This is a genomic window from Caballeronia sp. NK8, from assembly GCF_018408855.1.
GTDB lineage: Bacteria > Pseudomonadota > Gammaproteobacteria > Burkholderiales > Burkholderiaceae > Caballeronia.
Genome location: NZ_AP024322.1, coordinates 665,037 through 681,967, shown reverse-complemented (window position 1 = coordinate 681,967; position 16,931 = coordinate 665,037). Strand labels below are relative to the sequence as shown.

At 63.8% G+C, this 16,931-nt stretch carries 16 protein-coding genes; 5 read left to right on the top strand and 11 right to left on the bottom strand.

From position 1 onward, the window contains the following. Positions 1 to 9: 9 nt before the first annotated feature. The 5 genes from NK8_RS03160 to NK8_RS03140 all read right to left on the bottom strand — a co-directional run bounded on the left by NK8_RS03160 (position 10) and on the right by NK8_RS03140 (position 5,439). A complete protein-coding gene (locus NK8_RS03160; RefSeq protein ID WP_162065055.1) occupies positions 10 to 1,179 on the bottom strand; it encodes an ABC transporter ATP-binding protein in 1,170 nt (389 codons plus the stop codon). Between the two features lie 24 nt (positions 1,180 to 1,203). After that, a complete protein-coding gene (locus tag NK8_RS03155) occupies positions 1,204 to 2,154 on the bottom strand; it encodes a branched-chain amino acid ABC transporter permease (RefSeq protein WP_162065054.1) in 951 nt (316 codons plus the stop codon). Between the two features lie 213 nt (positions 2,155 to 2,367). Continuing rightward, positions 2,368 to 3,588: a branched-chain amino acid ABC transporter substrate-binding protein gene (locus tag NK8_RS03150; RefSeq protein ID WP_213227388.1), complete on the bottom strand. Its 1,221-nt coding sequence runs from the start codon at positions 3,586 to 3,588 to the stop codon at positions 2,368 to 2,370. A gap of 430 nt (positions 3,589 to 4,018) precedes the next feature. After that, positions 4,019 to 4,981, bottom strand: coding sequence for a 4-hydroxy-3-methylbut-2-enyl diphosphate reductase (ispH, locus tag NK8_RS03145; protein ID WP_162065052.1), 963 nt, complete (start codon positions 4,979 to 4,981; stop codon positions 4,019 to 4,021). Between the two features lie 2 nt (positions 4,982 to 4,983). Then, positions 4,984 to 5,439: a peptidylprolyl isomerase gene (locus tag NK8_RS03140; RefSeq protein ID WP_162065051.1), complete on the bottom strand. Its 456-nt coding sequence runs from the start codon at positions 5,437 to 5,439 to the stop codon at positions 4,984 to 4,986. Positions 5,440 to 5,643: 204 nt separating this feature from the next. Between NK8_RS03140 and radC the strand changes: the two genes are divergently transcribed. From radC to nadB, 4 genes are all read left to right on the top strand, one after another. Next, positions 5,644 to 6,390, top strand: a complete 747-nt coding sequence (radC, locus tag NK8_RS03135; RefSeq protein ID WP_213227386.1) for a DNA repair protein RadC — start codon at positions 5,644 to 5,646, stop codon at positions 6,388 to 6,390. Between the two features lie 231 nt (positions 6,391 to 6,621). Then, entirely contained in the window at positions 6,622 to 6,855 is a 234-nt protein-coding gene (gene rpmB / locus NK8_RS03130) for a 50S ribosomal protein L28 (RefSeq protein ID WP_008351171.1), read from the top strand. Between the two features lie 11 nt (positions 6,856 to 6,866). Continuing rightward, positions 6,867 to 7,034, top strand: a complete 168-nt coding sequence (rpmG, locus tag NK8_RS03125; RefSeq protein WP_007180630.1) for a 50S ribosomal protein L33 — start codon at positions 6,867 to 6,869, stop codon at positions 7,032 to 7,034. Between the two features lie 185 nt (positions 7,035 to 7,219). Then, positions 7,220 to 8,818 carry an L-aspartate oxidase gene (gene nadB / locus NK8_RS03120; RefSeq protein ID WP_213227385.1) on the top strand — a complete coding sequence of 533 codons (1,599 nt, stop codon included), beginning with the start codon at positions 7,220 to 7,222 and terminating at the stop codon, positions 8,816 to 8,818. Here nadB and nadC read toward each other — a convergent pair. The 6 genes from nadC to purN form a co-directional block, all read right to left on the bottom strand. Continuing rightward, entirely contained in the window at positions 8,815 to 9,699 is an 885-nt protein-coding gene (nadC, locus tag NK8_RS03115) for a carboxylating nicotinate-nucleotide diphosphorylase (RefSeq protein WP_213227383.1), read from the bottom strand. The genes nadB and nadC overlap by 4 nt on opposite strands. After that, positions 9,699 to 10,826 carry a quinolinate synthase NadA gene (gene nadA / locus NK8_RS03110; protein WP_162065047.1) on the bottom strand — a complete coding sequence of 376 codons (1,128 nt, stop codon included), beginning with the start codon at positions 10,824 to 10,826 and terminating at the stop codon, positions 9,699 to 9,701. Before nadA ends, nadC begins: the two co-directional genes overlap by 1 nt. A gap of 114 nt (positions 10,827 to 10,940) precedes the next feature. Next, positions 10,941 to 12,137: an acyl-CoA desaturase gene (locus NK8_RS03105; RefSeq protein ID WP_213227381.1), complete on the bottom strand. Its 1,197-nt coding sequence runs from the start codon at positions 12,135 to 12,137 to the stop codon at positions 10,941 to 10,943. A 238-nt stretch (positions 12,138 to 12,375) separates the two neighbouring features. Beyond that, positions 12,376 to 13,740, bottom strand: coding sequence for a mechanosensitive ion channel family protein (locus tag NK8_RS03100; protein ID WP_213227379.1), 1,365 nt, complete (start codon positions 13,738 to 13,740; stop codon positions 12,376 to 12,378). A gap of 3 nt (positions 13,741 to 13,743) precedes the next feature. Then, a complete protein-coding gene (locus NK8_RS03095; protein WP_213227377.1) occupies positions 13,744 to 15,069 on the bottom strand; it encodes an RsmB/NOP family class I SAM-dependent RNA methyltransferase in 1,326 nt (441 codons plus the stop codon). Then, entirely contained in the window at positions 15,066 to 15,716 is a 651-nt protein-coding gene (purN, locus tag NK8_RS03090) for a phosphoribosylglycinamide formyltransferase (protein ID WP_213227375.1), read from the bottom strand. Before purN ends, NK8_RS03095 begins: the two co-directional genes overlap by 4 nt. 162 nt (positions 15,717 to 15,878) lie before the next feature. On the opposite strand from purN, the gene NK8_RS03085 reads away from it, so the two are divergent. After that, positions 15,879 to 16,874 (top strand): bifunctional riboflavin kinase/FAD synthetase, encoded by a 996-nt coding sequence (locus NK8_RS03085; RefSeq protein ID WP_162065042.1) that lies wholly within the window; start codon positions 15,879 to 15,881, stop codon positions 16,872 to 16,874. The last annotated feature ends 57 nt before the right edge of the window (positions 16,875 to 16,931 follow it).

The following is a 16,931-nucleotide window of genomic DNA, read 5'->3' as shown; positions in this document are numbered from 1 at the left end:
ATCTCCGCCTTATGCGCGCACCGGCTTCTTGCCGCTGCGCTTCGCGATCTTCGCGATCTTGTCTTCGTGTTTCGCGGCGGGCCACAGGCCTTCCGAGCGATACAGCATGATCAGCACCATCGCCAGACCGTAGAGCAACTGACGGATGACTTCGGTATCGACGATCTGATGGCCGAAGATGGCGTTCTGCAGCGGACCCATGGTCGAGCGAAGGAATTCGGGGAACACGGCGAGCAGCACCGCGCCGAGAATCACGCCGGGAATGTGGCCCATGCCGCCGAGCACCACGCACGCCAGCACGACGATCGATTCCCAGAAGGTGAACGATTCCGGCGACACGAAGCCCTGGAACGCGCCGAACATCGCGCCCGACAAACCGCCGAACGACGCGCCCATCGCGAACGCGAGCAGCTTGACGTTACGGGTGTTGATGCCCATCGCCTTGGCGGCGATTTCGTCTTCGCGGATCGCCGCCCATGCGCGGCCGATGCGCGAATGCTGCAGACGCGTACACACCCAGATCACGAACAGCGCGCACAGCACGAACAGATAGTAGTACATGTACACCGACGGGAACTTCATGCCGAAGAACTCGTGCGTCTGCGACAGATTGAAGCCCGCCACCGTCACCGGATCGATGCCCGTGATGCCCTTCGGACCGTTCGTGATGTTGATCGGCCGGTCGAGGTTGTTCATGAAGATCCGGACGATTTCCCCGAACCCCAAGGTCACGATGGCGAGGTAGTCGCCGCGCAGACGCAAGGTCGGTGCGCCGAGCAGCACGCCGAAGGTCGCGGCGAGCGCCATCGCGCAGGGCACGATGAGGAGGAACGGCACATGCAATCCGCCGGGCGCGAGATGCGCGATCCATTCGAATTGCGTGGTCAGTTGCGGCGACGACAGCAGCGCTGCGACGTAAGCGCCGACCGCGTAGAACGCGATGTAGCCCAGGTCGAGCAGGCCGGCGAAACCGACCACCACGTTCAGGCCCAGCGCGAGCATCACGTACAGCATCGCGAAGTCGAGCACGCGGACCCAGTAGTTGCCGCCGGCGGCGCCGATCACCATCGGCGCGGCGATCACGAACACAGCGGTGAGAATGCCGATGACGAGCGTCTTCGTCGTATTTTTTTCGGGGATGAGCGTCGTGGACGGCTCAATCGGTTGAATCGATGTCATTTTTTTGAGCTCCTCACACGGTCTTTAAGCGCGGTCCGCGACACGTTCGCCGAGCAGACCCGACGGACGGAACACGAGCACGATGATCAGCACGATGAAGGCGAACACGTCCTGGTAGTTCGACCCGAAGACGCCGCCTGTCAGATTGCCGATATAACCGGCGCCCAACTGTTCGATGAGACCCAGCAACACACCGCCGACCATCGCGCCGCCGAGGTTGCCGATACCGCCCAGCACCGCCGCCGTGAACGCTTTCAGGCCGGGGATGAAGCCCATGTAGAAGTGCGCGTTGCCGTATTCCGACGCGATCATCACGCCCGCCAGTGCAGCCAGCGCCGAGCCGATCATGAAGGTCGCGGAAATCACGAAGTTCGGGTTCACGCCCATCAGCGAGGCGACGCCCGGGTTCTCGGCGATCGCGCGCATCGCGCGGCCGAGTTTGGTCTTGTGCACGAGCAGGAGCAGTCCGGCCATCACGAGGAACGCGACCACGATGATCACGATTTCGGTCATCGAGATGACCGCGCCGGGACGGGTGTCGTCGGCGGCGATGATGTTGATCGGATCGGTCGGCAGAAGCTGCGGAAACGCCAGCGGATTGCGGCCCCAGATCATCATCGCGATGGTCTGCAAGAGGATCGACACGCCGATCGCGGTGATCAGCGGGGCGAGACGCGGCGCTTTACGCAGCGGCCGGTACGCCACCTTTTCGATGGTGTAGCCGACGAGCGCGCAGACGACCGCCGCAATTACGAGCGCGATGGCCAGCATGATCGGCCCGGGAATGCCCGGCATGTGGTTCTGCATCACGCCGATGGCTGACAGCGCCACCATCGCGCCGACCATCAGCACATCTCCGTGCGCGAAGTTGATGATGCCGAGAATCCCGTACACCATCGTATAGCCCAGTGCGATGATGGCGTAGACGCTGCCAAGCACCAGACCGTTGATGATCTGCTGGATGAAAATATCCATTCAAAGCTCCTTAGCCCCGTGCGTTTCGATAACGCTTTTATCACCGGCCGATAAACCGGTGGGAAGCGAAATCTGAAGCGGCACTGCGCGTACTTTTTAAAAAACCGGTAAAGGTTGAGCGCCGATCGTCCGCCCGCGGCCGGATGAGGCTGCAAGCGTTTCACGGACGGATACGAAAACGGCGCCGCCGGATAGCTGGCGCCGCCAGACTGCCTACTGCCTGATGACGTCGAGTACGTCTTTCTTCTTGTCCTTGAAGTCGTACAGCGTGATGGTCCCCGCCTTCAGATCGCCCTTGTCGTCGAATGCGATATGCCCCGTCAGACCGTTGTAGTCGGTCGTGGCGATCGCAGCCAGCACCTTGGGCGCTTCGATGGAGTTGGCGCGCTTCATTGCATCGACGATCACGTACATCGCGTCATACGTGAACGGCGCGTAAATCTGCACCGGCGTGTGAAAGCGTGCTTCGTACTTCTTTTCGAAGTCCGCTCCCTTGTCCATCTTCGGAAGCGCGAGTCCCGCCTCCGAGCAGATGATGTTTTGCACCGCGTCGCCCGCGAGCTCGGCCAGCTTGTCGGTGCAGACGCCGTCGCCGGCGAGGATCTTCGCCTTGATGCCGAGCGCCGCCGCTTCCTTCGCGAACGGGCCGCCCGTCACGTCCATGCCGCCGTACATCACGACATCCGGCTGGATGCGCTTGATCTTGGTCAGGATCGCCTTGAAGTTGCGAGCCTTCTCCGTGGTGGCTTCGCGCGCCGCAACCTTCACGCCGCCGGCCTGCGCCGTTTTCACGAATTCGTCGGCGAGTCCCCGGCCGTAGGCGCTGGCGTCGTCCACCACGACGACCTTCTTCGCATGCAGCGTCTTCATCGCGTAGCCGGCCAGCACGGGGCCTTGCAGCGCGTCGGTCGCCACGACGCGGAACGTCGTCTTGTAGCCTTGTTGCGTGTACTGCGGGTTGGTCGTCGACGGCGAAATCTGCGCAATGCCCGCGTCGCTGTAGATCTTCGACGCCGGAATCGACACGCCCGAGTTCATATGGCCGATCACCGCGACCACGTGGTCGTCGACGAGCTTTTGCGCCACTTCCGTGCCGACGCGCGGATCGGCCGCGTCGTCCTGGGCGTCGAGCACCAGATGGATGGAATGGCCGTCGATCGTCAAACCCTGCGCGCTGATCTCTTCGAGGGCGAGCCGCGCGCCGTTTTCATTGTCTTTACCGAGATGGGCCTGCAGGCCCGTCAGGGGCGCAACGTGACCGATCTTCACGACAGTTGCCTCACTCGCGGGCGCAGGCGCAGACGCAGCCGGCGCAGCAGCGGAACTCGCTGCCGACGCTGCCGTGCTCGCCCCACCCTCGTCCTTTTTGCCGCATGCGGTGACCATTGCAACCGCAGCCGCGATGGACACGGCGTGAGCAAACTTGAATCGCATCAAATAGGTCTCCTGCGCCTCTAAAAACAGTCGTCGTGAACCCTTCTGGCCTCAAGACGCGCGCATTGTAACGCTAAATATGAGACGAGCAATATTCTTGCGTGGCGGGGTTTTCCAGCATTGCAACCCTCATTTTCCGGCCATTTTCCCGCAAAGTCGCAACCGGGTTGCGATCTGATTTTGTGCAGTAGTTGCACCATAAAGGAAGCAGGTTTAATCGGGCGAATTTCGAGGGTTACGTTTGCTTATCGGATTTACGGGGAAACCCTGAAGGTATCTAGAGGAAAACGCCCATGTAAATGCGCGCCCTGAAACGGTGCCTACGCTTGGTTTCGTATCCCGCGCGAGGGTTCCTCGCTCCGCGCGCAGTACGTTTCGATGGGCGAAAAAAAAGCGCCCGGAGGCGCCTTTCTCGAAGAACTCGTCGAAATCATTGCGGCAGCGAGAGGCCGCGCGGCAGCGGAAAGGAGATCGTCTCCTCGATGCCCTCGAGCGAACGCACATTGCGCACGCCGAGTTCGCGCAAGCGCGCGATGACCGCCTGCGCCAGCACTTCCGGCGCCGAGGCGCCCGCCGTCACGCCGATGCGCTTCTTGCCTTCGACCCATTGCGGATCGATCTGCGTCGGCGAGTCCACCATATAGGCGGGAATGCCGCGCTTCTCGGCCACTTCGCGCAGACGGCTCGAATTCGAGCTGTTCGGGCTGCCGACGACGATCACGACATCGCATTGCGGCGCGAGGAACTTCACCGCGTCCTGGCGGTTCTGCGTCGCATAGCAGATGTCCTGCTTCTTCGGCTCCTTGACGTCCGGATATTTGGCCTTGAGCGCGTCGATGATCGCCGACGCGTCGTCGACGGACAGCGTGGTCTGCGTGACGTACGCGATGCGCTGCGGGTCGGGCAGATCGAGCTTCAGCACGTCCTCGATATCCTCGACGAGATGCATGCCCTCGCCCGATTGACCCATCGTGCCTTCGACTTCCGGATGACCCTTGTGGCCGATCATCACGATATCGAAGCCTTCCTGGCGCATCTTCGCCACTTCGATATGCACCTTGGTCACGAGCGGGCAAGTCGCGTCGAACACGCGCAGACCGCGCGCTTCCGCTTCGCCGCGCACCGCCTTCGAGACGCCGTGCGCGCTGAAGATCAGCGTGGCGCCTTCGGGGACGTCGGAGAGCTCTTCGATGAAGATCGCGCCCTTCTTGCGCAGATCCGCGACGACATACGCGTTATGGACGATCTCGTGGCGCACGTAGATCGGCGCGCCGAACAGCTTGATGGCGCGCTCGACGATTTCGATCGCGCGATCGACGCCCGCGCAGAACCCGCGCGGCTGCGCGAGCAGGATTTCGACGTCGGTCTGAACTTCGTTGAGGCTTTCAATCATGGTTACAGAATCCCGATGATTTTCACTTCGAAGACGAGCGCCTGGCCCGCGAGCGGGTGGTTGAAGTCGAACAGCGCCGCGGTTTCGCCGACTTCCTTCAGCACGCCCGCGTAGCGTCCGCCGTTCGGCGCGTTGAATTCGACGAGATCGCCGGGCGAAAAATCCTCGCCGATCATGCTGTTTTCGCGCAGCGTCGCAAGCGACACCCACTGGACCAGCTCCGGGTTGCGCGGACCGAACGCCTGATCGGGCGTTAGCTGAAAGGTCGAATGGTGGCCGACCTTGAGGCCCTGCAGAATCTCTTCCAGTGGTTCCGCGAGCTGGCCTGCGCCGAGCAGGAGCGTCGCGGGCTTGTCGGCGAACGTGTTGACGATGTCGGCACCATCGGCAAGCGCGAGCCGGTAATGAAGCGTGACGTGCGAACCGGGTTTCACCTCGGAGATATCGATGATGCTCATGAGTATTGGATGTGGCCGTTCATTTGAAGGCAGAGCGTGGGCTCCGCATGGGGCGGCTCTTCGGCGCGAAGCAGCGAACCGCGCGGCGCCGGTGCAAATCGGGCGCCAAAGCCGCTATTGTAAGACAGAGTTGTGTCGGGACGTGTCACGCGGCGATGTCCTGCGTGCGCTCGCCCGCGCGACAAGACGTCCCGGAGGGTCGCGATGAGCGCCGATCTGCGGCTCGTGGCGCCGCCGCCGGCGCCCGCAGCGGACCTCTCTCTCATCGCGCCCCATGTGCCGATCCGCAAGTGGGCACGCGGCGACCGGCCGCGCGAAAGGCTGCTCGACACGGGCCCGGGCGCTCTGTCGGACGCGGAACTGTTCGCCTTGTTCCTGCGCACCGGCCGGCCGGGCGCAAGCGCCGTCGATGTCGCGCGTGAGCTGCTGCTGCGTTTCGGCTCGCTGCGCAACGTGCTGGAAGCGTCGTCGGTGGAACTGCGCGAACAGCGCGGCATCGGGCCGGCGCGCGCGGCGACGCTTCTGGCCGTATCCGAACTGTGCCGGCGGGCGCTGGCGGAGAAGGCGCAGGATCGCGCGCTGCTGAATGCGCCGGGCGCGGTCGAGGATTATCTGCGCATGCTGATCGGCACGCGGCCCTATGAAGTATTCGTCTGTCTGTATCTGGACGCGCGTCATCAGTTGCTGCACGCCGAAGAATCCGCGCGCGGCTCGCTCACGCGCGTGGCGGTCTATCCGCGCGAGATCGTGCGGCGCGCGCTCACGCTCAACGCGGCCGGGCTGATCGTCGCGCATAATCACCCGTCGGGCGGCGTCGCGCCCAGCGCCAACGACCGGCGGCTGACCAAAACGCTGCAGGACGCGCTGACGCTCATCGACGTCCAGCTGCTCGATCACATCGTCGTCGCGGCCAACGATGTCTTCTCGTTTGCGCGCCACGGCTGGCTGTGAGGCACGGAAGCCATAAAAGGTTTGATATTGCAGCGTTTTTCCTGCTAGAATCCACGTTTGCTTTTCTCAACCCGCCTGCTCTGAACGTACGCGGTCCTCATTGGCATAACCGTGCTGCCAAGTCCCCGATCGGCAAATTGGGCGATAAGAGGCATCGAAAAACGAAAGTGCGCGAAAGCGCCTTTCCTTCGAGCGTTCGATTCAGACTCAACGTGTATTAGGAGTGTCCTCATGGCACGCGTATGCCAAGTAACTGGGAAAGGCCCGATGTCGGGCAACAACGTTTCCCACGCAAACAACAAGACCAAGCGTCGTTTCCTGCCGAACCTGCAGAACCGCCGTTTCTTCGTTGAAAGCGAAAATCGCTGGGTCCGTCTGCGCGTTTCGAACGCCGGTCTGCGCCTGATCGACAAGAACGGTATTGACGCCGTGCTCGCAGACCTGCGCGCACGCGGTGAAATCTAAGGAGCACGCATATGGCCAAGGGCGCACGCGACAAGATCAAGCTGGAATCGACCGCAGGCACGGGTCACTTCTACACGACGACCAAGAACAAGCGCAACATGCCGGAAAAGATGCTGATCAAGAAATTTGATCCCGTCGTCCGCAAGCACGTTGAGTACAAGGAAACCAAGATCAAGTAACCCTTGATTTTGAGATTACTGTACGAAGACAACAAAAAGCCCCGCAAATCGCGGGGCTTTTTGCTTTTTGGCCCCGCTTTCACGCGCTTTACACACGATCGTGCGGGGGTTTTAACTGTCACTGATTGTTCACGCGGGGTATGCTTGCCGGCTATCAATGAGAACACGGACGGAGAACCGGCAGCATGAATTTCGATGTGGCGATCGTAGGGAGCGGGCTTGCGGGACTGAGCGTCGCGCTGAATCTGGCGGAAACGCGGCGGGTCGCGATCCTCGCCAAGCGCGCGGCGAGCGTCGGGGCGAGCGACTGGGCGCAGGGCGGCATCGCGGCCGTGCTGGATTCGGCCGACAGCGTCGATAACCATGTCGGCGATACGCTCATCGCGGGCGGCGGCCTGTGCGACGAAGCGGCGACACGCTTCATCGTCGAGAACGGGCGCGCGGCGATCGAATGGCTCATCGACGAAGGCGTGCCCTTCACGCGTGATGTCTCGGCCGAACTCGGATTCCATCTGACGCGCGAAGGCGGCCACAGCCATCGCCGCATCATTCACGCGGCGGACGCCACCGGCCACGCGGTCGTCACGACGCTCAGCGAGCGCGTGCGCAATCATCCGAACATCACCGTTCTCGAAGATCATTACGCGATCGACCTGATCACGTCCGACCGGCTCGGGCTGCCCGGCCACCGCTGCCACGGACTCTACGCGCTGGACGTGAACTCGGGCCGCACGGTGACCATTCAGGCGCCGCACACGGTGCTCGCGACGGGCGGCGCGGGCAAGGTCTATCTCTACACGACGAACCCCGACACCGCGACCGGCGACGGCATCGCGATGGCGTGGCGCGCGGGCTGCCGTGTCGCGAACATGGAGTTCATCCAGTTCCATCCGACCTGCCTGTTCCATCCGTACGCGAAGTCGTTCCTCATTTCCGAAGCGGTGCGCGGCGAAGGCGGCGTCCTGCGCCTGCCGGACGGCACGCGCTTCATGCCCGCGCACGACGAACGCGCCGAACTCGCGCCGCGCGATATCGTCGCGCGGGCGATCGACTTCGAGATCAAGAAGCGCGGCATCGACTGCGTGTATCTCGACATCAGCCATCAGCCACGCGCGTTTCTCGAAGAGCACTTTCCGACGATCCTCGCGCGCTGCCGCGAATTCGGCATCGATATCGCGAAGCAGCCGATTCCTGTCGTGCCCGCCGCGCACTACACGTGCGGCGGCGTCGTCACCGATCTCGCCGGGCGCACGGATCGTCCGGGGCTGTACGCGGTCGGCGAGACGTCGTACACGGGGCTGCACGGCGCGAACCGGCTCGCGAGCAACTCGCTGCTGGAATGCCTCGTGATCGGCCGCGCGGCGGCGCACGCGATCGAAGCGGATGGGTTCTCGAACGGCTGCCACGCCGAATTGCCCGACTGGGATGAAAGCCGCGTGTCCGATCCGGACGAGGAAGTCGTCGTCGCGCACAACTGGGACGAGCTACGGCGTCTGATGTGGAACTACGTGGGCATCGTGCGCACGGACAAGCGCCTTGCGCGCGCGCAACATCGAATCGCACTGCTGCGCGACGAAATCCACGAGTATTACGCGAACTTCAAGGTAAGCCGGGATCTGCTGGAGTTGCGCAATCTCGTCGATGTAGCGTCGTTGATCGTGGAAAGCGCGTGCTCGCGGCGCGAGAGCCGCGGCCTGCACTACAGCCGCGACTGGCCCGGGACTTTGCCGAAAGCGTTGCCGACGGTACTGATGCCGCCGGCCGCGCGCCGCACGGCGATCTAGACGAGACGCATCGAGAAATCGGTCGCGCGCACGTCCTTCGTGAGCGCGCCGATGGAAATGCGGTCCACGCCGGTTTCAGCGATCGCGCGGACTGTGTCGAAGTTCACGCCACCGGACACTTCGAGCAACGCGCGGCCCGCCGTGATGCGCACGGCATCGCGCATCATGTCGAGCGTGAAGTTGTCGAGCAGGACCGATTCCGCGCGATGTGCGAGCGCCGTTTCGAGCTGTTCGAGCGTTTCCACTTCGATCTGGACCGGCACGCCTGAATTCAGCGCGAGCGCCGCGTCCATCGCCGCACCGACGCCGCCCGCTGCCGCGATGTGGTTTTCCTTGATCAGAATGCCGTCGTAGAGCGCGAGGCGCTGGTTCGCGCCGCCGCCCACTCGCACCGCGTACTTCTGCGCGAGCCGCAAGCCGGGCAGCGTCTTGCGCGTATCGAGGATGCGCGCGCGCGTGCCTTCGATCGCATCGACATAGCGGCGCGTCGCCGTCGCAACGCCCGACAGCAATTGCAGGAAATTGAGTCCGTTACGCTCCGCGGTGAGCAGCGAGCGCGACGTACCGTGCAGCAGCACGACCGGCGAATTCGCCGCCATGCGCGCGCCTTCCCGATACTGCCATTCGACTTCGATCGACGGATCGACGCGGCGCATCACTTCGTCGAACCAGGGCGCGCCGCACAGCACGGCATCCTCGCGCACGATGATGCGCGCCGTGCGCCGCGAATCGGCCGGCACGAGACGGCCGGTGACATCGCCGCTGCCGACGTCTTCATCGAGGGCATCGAAGACATTGCGCGCGAGCGCCGCGTCGAACGCCGCGCCGTATTGGTTGCGGACTTCCTCGAAAATCGCTGGATACGTCGCTGGACACGTCATTACGCGGCTCCGACGTTCGAGAACAGCGTGGTGTCTTTCGCCAGATCGCCGCTCGCCTGCACGCGCTTCTTGTGACGCGCGGCGAAGTCGAGCATGCGGTCGATCGGCACGCGCGCACGCAGCCCGATCGCCGGATCGACGTGAATCTCGTTGTGACCGCGCTCCAGCACGTCTGCGAGATTGGCGAGGCCGTTCATCGCCATCCACGGACAATGCGCGCAGCTCTTGCAGGTCGCGCTGTTGCCGGCAGTCGGCGCTTCGATGAACGTCTTGCCGGGCGCGGCAAGCCGCATCTTGTGCAGAATCCCGAGGTCCGTCGCGACGATGAAGCGCTTCGCGTCGAGCTTCACGGCGGCGTCGATCAGTTGCGTGGTCGAGCCGACGACATCCGCGAGCGCGACGACCCCTTCCGGCGATTCCGGATGCACGAGAATCTTCGCGTCGGGATATTCGTGGCGCAGCAGGTCGAGCTCGATGCCTTTGAATTCGTCGTGGACGAGACACGAACCCTGCCACAACAGCATGTCCGCGCCGGTCTTCTTTTGAATGTAACCGCCGAGGTGACGGTCCGGCGCCCACAGGATCTTCTCGCCGCGCGCGTGCAGGTCCGCGACGATCTCGAGCCCGATCGACGATGTGACCATCCAGTCCGCGCGCGCCTTCACTGCCGCGCTCGTATTCGCGTACACGACGACCGTGCGATCAGGATGCGCGTCGCAGAACGCGGAGAATTCATCGGGGGGGCAGCCGAGATCGAGCGAACAGGTCGCGTCGAGATCGGGCATCAGCACGCGCTTGTCCGGGCTCAGGATCTTCGAGGTCTCGCCCATGAAGCGCACGCCCGCGACAACCAGCGTCTTCGCCGCGTGGTCGCGGCCGAAGCGCGCCATTTCCAGCGAATCGGCGACGCAGCCGCCGGTTTCGTCGGCAAGCTCCTGGAGTTCGGCATCGACGTAATAATGCGCGACGAGCACAGCCTGCTCCCGCTTCAGAAGCGCGCGAATGCGCTCCTTCAACTCGCGCCGCTCCTCCGGCGAGGGCGTGCCGGGCACCCGCGCCCACGCCTCGCCCACTCCACACGTCAGGCCTTGCGGCCGGTCGTACTCGACACTCCTGATCGCTTCCATGTCCCTGTCCCCTGCTCCATGCCAACCACGCGATGCGAAAACGGCCGCCCAAAAACAAAGACCCCGCCAGAGCGGGGTCTTGTGACGTCCTTAAATTTTAACGGATATCGCGCGTCAGGCGTAGCGGCGCAGACGCAACGCGAAATCCTGCAACGCCTTGATGCCGCTCTCTTCCGCGCGATGGCACCAGTCCTGCAATTGCGTCACGAGCTGCTCGCGCGAGGCGTTGGAGCGGTCCCACATCGCCGCCAGATCCTTGCGCAGCTCGATGAACGTGCGCAGCTTCTGGTTATCCGACGTGAGTTCCGGCAACTGCTTCAGCTGCGGCTCGTTCAGGCCGTCTTCTTCCTTGTGGAACCACGTACGCGCGCCGCGCATCAATTGATACTTCTCGCGCGCGCCGGCTTCCTTCAGCTTCGCGAGTTCCTGCGCGTAGGCGCGCTTGAGCGCCTTGCCGTAACGCGCCATCACTTCGTAGCGGTTCGACAGCACGGCTTGCAGCGTGTCCTGATCCACGACGGCCTTGCTCGCGGCGAGCTTCGGCGTCGGCGCGACCTTTTTCACCTTCGCGAGACCGACCATCGACATCAGGCGGATATACATCCAGCCGATGTCGAACTCGTACCACTTGCTCGACAGCTTCGCGGAGGTCGCGAACGTGTGGTGATTGTTGTGCAGTTCTTCGCCGCCGATCAGGATGCCGAGCGGGAAGATGTTCGTCGACGCATCCGCCGAATTGAAGTTGCGATAGCCCCACCAGTGCGCGAGGCCGTTTACGACGCCCGCCGCCCAGAACGGAATCCAGATCATCTGCACGGCCCACACCGACAGCCCGACGATGCCGAACAGCGCGACATCGATCACCATCATGACGCTGATGCCGAGAATCGGGTAACGCGTGTAGATATTGCGCTCGATCCAGTCGTTCGGCGTGCCGTGGCTGAACTTGCGCATCGTTTCTTCGTTCTTCGCTTCGGTGCGATAGAGTTCCGCGCCTTCGAGCAGCACCTTCCAGATGCCGCGCGTCTGCGGGCTGTGCGGATCTTCCTCGGTCTCGCATTTGGCGTGGTGCTTGCGATGGATCGCCGCCCACTGGCCGGTCAGCATGCCCGTGGTCATCCACAGCCAGAAACGGAAGAAGTGGCTCGCGGCCGGATGCAGGTCCAGCGCGCGGTGCGCCTGGCAACGGTGCAGATAGATCGTGACGCCGGCGATCGTGACGTGCGTCGTCGCAAGCGTGAACAACAGAATCTGCCACCAGGAAAAGTCGAGCAATCCGTTGGCGAGAAATTCGAGGGAAGAATTCAGCAAGGCGGTTTACCTGGGTAGCTGTGAAATTCGGGAAAAATGGCCAGTAAAACTGACGTTGGGCAACTTGTTGTGCACATGAAAGAAACGTGCGCAAGTTCGATCGCATTCTACTGCATGCGTTCCAAGTCTTTGTCCTAAAGGTGAAATTTTTTGAATCGTAGCAAAACGAGGAAAAACTCACGCCCCGAATTGAGGTTGATTCGCCGGTCAAATCGAAAGATCGAGCCAACGCCGCCGGTCAGGCCGCTGGTGCGGCGCCCTGCTCGCGATTTTCGGCATTAAGTACCGATTCGCTGCTTGCCCGGGACACGGCATCGACAATCCTTATTTCGCGCTGGGCGTACGGAATTTCAATGCCATGTTCCGAGAATAACCGCCATACCGCGCGATTGACATGCGACTTTACGCCGCCCGTGCCCTTCGCGGCCTCCTCGATCCAGAAACTCAGCTCCAGATTGATGCCGTCCGCGCCGAAACTCGCGAGCAGCGCGGCGGGCGCCGGGTCCTGCAGGACGCGTTCGACGCCCTGCGTCGCTTCGACCAGCAATTGCATCGCGCGCTCGACGTCGCAACGGTAGCTCACCTGCACCGCGATCTTCGCGTTGCCGCGCGTAAGGTACGACGAATGGTTCTGCACCACATCGGTGATGAGCTTTTCGTTCGGAATCAGCGTCTCGATGCCATCGAGGCCGCGCACGACCGTGTAGCGCGTGCGGATCTGCGTGACAGTGCCCTGGCTGCCGCTCACGCTGATCATGTCTCCGAGCCGCAAGGAGCGGTCCAGCAGAATGATGAAGCCCGATACGTAATTGCTCGCGATCTTCTGCAAGCCGAAGCCGAGCCCGACGCCCAGTGCTCCGCCGAACACGCCGAGCACCGTGATGTCGATGCCGACGATCGACAGACTCACCAGAATCGCGGCGAGGATCATCAGCGCCCGGCCGACGCGCGCGAGCACCACTTTGAGATTGGCGTCGAGCGAGCGGGCGCGCATCAGCCGGTCGTCGAGCAGCGCGCCCGCCCACATCGCGACGATCAGCGTCACGCACACCCACAGCACGCCCGAGGCGAGCGAGAGCAGCGTCATGTGCGCGTTTGCGAAGTTGAAGCGCACGCTTCCCATCCAGTGCACGACGTCGTCCTGGATGCCCATGACGGTAAAGAGCATCGCGATCCAGACGATCACCGTCACGAGTCTTTCGAACAGATACAGCAGCGCGTTCGCCTGGTGCTCCGCCTGACCGCGGCTGAACACGCGCCGCGCGACGTACAGCATCGTATAGATGACGGTGATGCCGCACAGCGGCACGAGCGCGAGACGCAGGAACGACGTGTGGATGAACGGCGCAACCGCCACCTGCGCGATCGAGACGAAAATCGTGCCGAGCAGCGGAAACAGCGCCTTGTTGAGACTTTCCGCGCCGAAGCGCACGGCTTCGAAGCGCGACTGGCGGCGTGCATCGAGCTTCTTGCGAAGCAGCCGCGCGCACCACCAGGCCACCACGAGCAGGCCGAGCAGAACCGCTACCTGCCAGATCACTTCCGGCTCGCCGAAATCGCGAAAGAGCCGCGCGGAGAGTTCGCTCAGGAAGCGGTTCTGCATTGCTTACGCGGTTTCTTCGGGCGCTTCCGGCGCTTCCGGCGCTTCCGGGGATTTTGGCGCTTTCGCGGCGTCCGGCACGCGCTCCAGCACGGCCGCGAAGAACCCGTCAGTGCCATGCTTGTGCGGCCACAGCGAGAGGAATTCGCCCGTGTCCAGATCGATGCGCTGTTCCGCGAGCACGTCGCGCGCGGGCACGACACGGAAATTCGGATGCGTCTCGAGGAACTGCTTCACGACGGTCTCGTTTTCCGCTTCGAGCATGGAGCAGGTCGCGTAGACGAGGCGGCCGCCGGGCTTCACGAGGCGCGCGGCGCTCGTGAGAATCGACAATTGCTTGGGCGTCAGTTCCGCGACGGTGGCGGGCGATTGGCGCCACTTCAGGTCCGGATTGCGGCGCAGCGTACCGAGACCCGAGCACGGCGCGTCAACGAGCACGCGGTCGATCTTGCCCGCGAGACGCTTGATCTTCGCGTCGTGCTCGCTGTCGATCAGCACCGGATTCACGTTCGACAAGCCGCTGCGCGCGAGGCGCGGCTTCAGCTTGGCGAGGCGGCGGTCGGACACGTCGAACGCGTAGAGACGGCCGGTCGAGCGCATCATCGCGCCGAGCGCGAGCGTCTTGCCGCCCGCGCCCGCGCAGAAGTCCACGATCATTTCGCCGCGGCGCGGGGCCATCAGTGAGCAGAGCAGCTGGCTGCCTTCATCCTGCACCTCGATCCAGCCTTCCTGGAACGGCGCGAGACGCGTCAGCGCGGGCTTGCCGTCCACGCGCACGCCGAACGGCGCGAACGGCATTTCGCCCGCGTCGATGCCCGCTTCGGTCAGCGCCTTGAGCGCGGCTTCACGCGTCGCCTTGATCGGATTCACGCGCAGGTCGAGCGGCGCGGGATAGTTCAGCGCGGCGGCGAGCTGCGCGAGTTCCTCGGGCGCGAAACGCTTGCCCATCGCGTCGTAGATCCATTGCGGCAGGTTGGTACGCACCCGCACCGGCAGGCTCGCCGGTTCGATCTTCGAGACTTGCGCGAGCCATTGATACTCGTCCGCCGAAACGAACGGCTTCAGCGCGGAGAGCCCGGCGGTCTGCATCAGCCCGAGCAGCGCGAGACGGCGCGCCTGGTTGCCGCTGCCGCTTTCCGCGAGATGCGAAAACTCCATTTTCCGGCGCAGCACGGCGAACACGGCTTCGGCGATCACGCCGCGCTCCCCGTGTCCGAGCTTCGGATGGGCGCGGAAGAAGCGGCTCGTCGCGGCGTCGGCGGGGCCGGAAAAGCGCAATACGTCCGCGAGCAACGTTTCGGTTTGTCCGATCAGAAATCCATGCAGCCTCATACGCCCTCCCCGGCAATGTCGGCAAAGAGCCATTGCGGCTCAGACGGCGCGAGGGCGACACGTTCGCCCTCGATAGATAAACGCCCTTCGATAAACCAGCGCACCGCGCGCGGATAGATGTCGTGCTCGACTTTCAGCACGCGCGCGGCGAGCGCGGCGGCGTCGTCGCCGGCGACGACCGGCACCGCGCCCTGCGCGACGATCGGCCCGTGATCGAGCGTCGGCGTCACGAAATGCACGCTTGCGCCGTGCACCCGCACGCCGGCGTCGAGCGCCTGCTGATGCGTGCGCAAGCCCGGAAAGCACGGCAAGAGCGACGGATGAACATTGAGCATGCGCCCGGCGTATTTCCCGACGAAGGCGTCGGTCAGCACGCGCATGAAGCCCGCCAGCACGACGAGGTCGGGCTCGAAACGGTCGATTTCACGCGCGAGCGCGGCGTCGAACGATTCGCGCCCGTCGAACTGACGGTGATCCACTACTTTGGTTTCGATGCCGTTCGCGGCCGCGAAGCCTAACCCGGCGGCATCGGGCCGGTTGGAAATGACCGCGCAGACGCGGGCCGGCCAGCCTTCGCGCGCGCATGCACGCACGACGGCCTCCATGTTGCTCCCGCGTCCGGAGATCAGAATGACGATTTTTTTCATCCGCGGATTTTATCATTTGAACGGTGCGAAAATCGTGCCAAAAGGGACCCATGCGGGGACCGACGCAGGCGCCGGAGCGGCCGTGCGCGCCCGTCGATCCGTGCGAGCGTTTATAATCTAACGCTTTGCGGCATCAGCCCCTCCCACTGACCATCGCCTATCGTGAGAGTCTTTCGCGGCCTTCCCAATGCCGAAAGCCGGGCGCCCTGCGCGCTGACCATCGGCAACTTCGACGGTGTCCATCGCGGTCACCAGGCGCTGCTCGCGCACGTGCGGGCCGCCGCCGACGCGCGCGGCCTGCCGGTCTGCGTGATGACTTTCGAGCCGCATCCGCGCGAGTTCTTCAATCCGGCGGGCGCGCCGCCGCGCATCGCCATGCTGCGCGACAAGCTCGAAGCGTTGCGCACCAACGGCGTCGATCGCGTGGTGGTCGAGCATTTCAACAAGACGTTCGCGAGCCAGTCGCCGGATACGTTCGTGAAAAACGTCATCGTCGATGGCCTGCACGCGCGCTGGGTGATGGTCGGCGACGACTTCTGCTACGGCGCGAAACGCGCGGGCGACTTCGCATCGCTCAAGGCCGCCGGCGAAACGTACGGCTTCGAAGTCGAGCAGATGGCCACCGTCGCGCATCCGAATGGCGCGCGCATTTCGTCGTCGTCGGTGCGGGCGTCGCTGGTCGCGGGCGATCTGGACGCGGCGCAGGTCGCGCTCGGGCGGCCGTACATCATCAGCGGGCACGTCGTGCACGGCGCAAAGCTCGGCCGCGATCTCGGCTTTCCCACGCTGAACCTGCCGATCGCGCACAAGCGGCCGGCGCTCGCGGGCATTTTCGTCGTGCGCGTGCATGGTCTTGGCGATGAACCGCTGCCCGCCGTCGCCAGTCTCGGCCTGCGTCCGACCGTCGACGACTCCGGCCGCGTGCTGCTCGAAGTCTTCGTGCTCGACTGGCACGGCGATGCGTACGGAAAGCTCGTGCGCGTCGAATTTCTGAAGAAGCTGCGCGACGAGGAAAAGTACGTCGACCTCGAAACGCTGTCCGCCGCCATCGCGCGGGATGTCGACAACGCGCGCGCGTACTTCGGCCTTCCGCCCGCCAGCAACGCGGGCAGCCGCGCCACGGGCTTCGCCATTTCGGCGACCGACCGAATTAGGTGAGCGCGCGGCGCACCTTTGCGTCGCCCGCTGCCCCGCCCTCATCGACACACCGCGCGC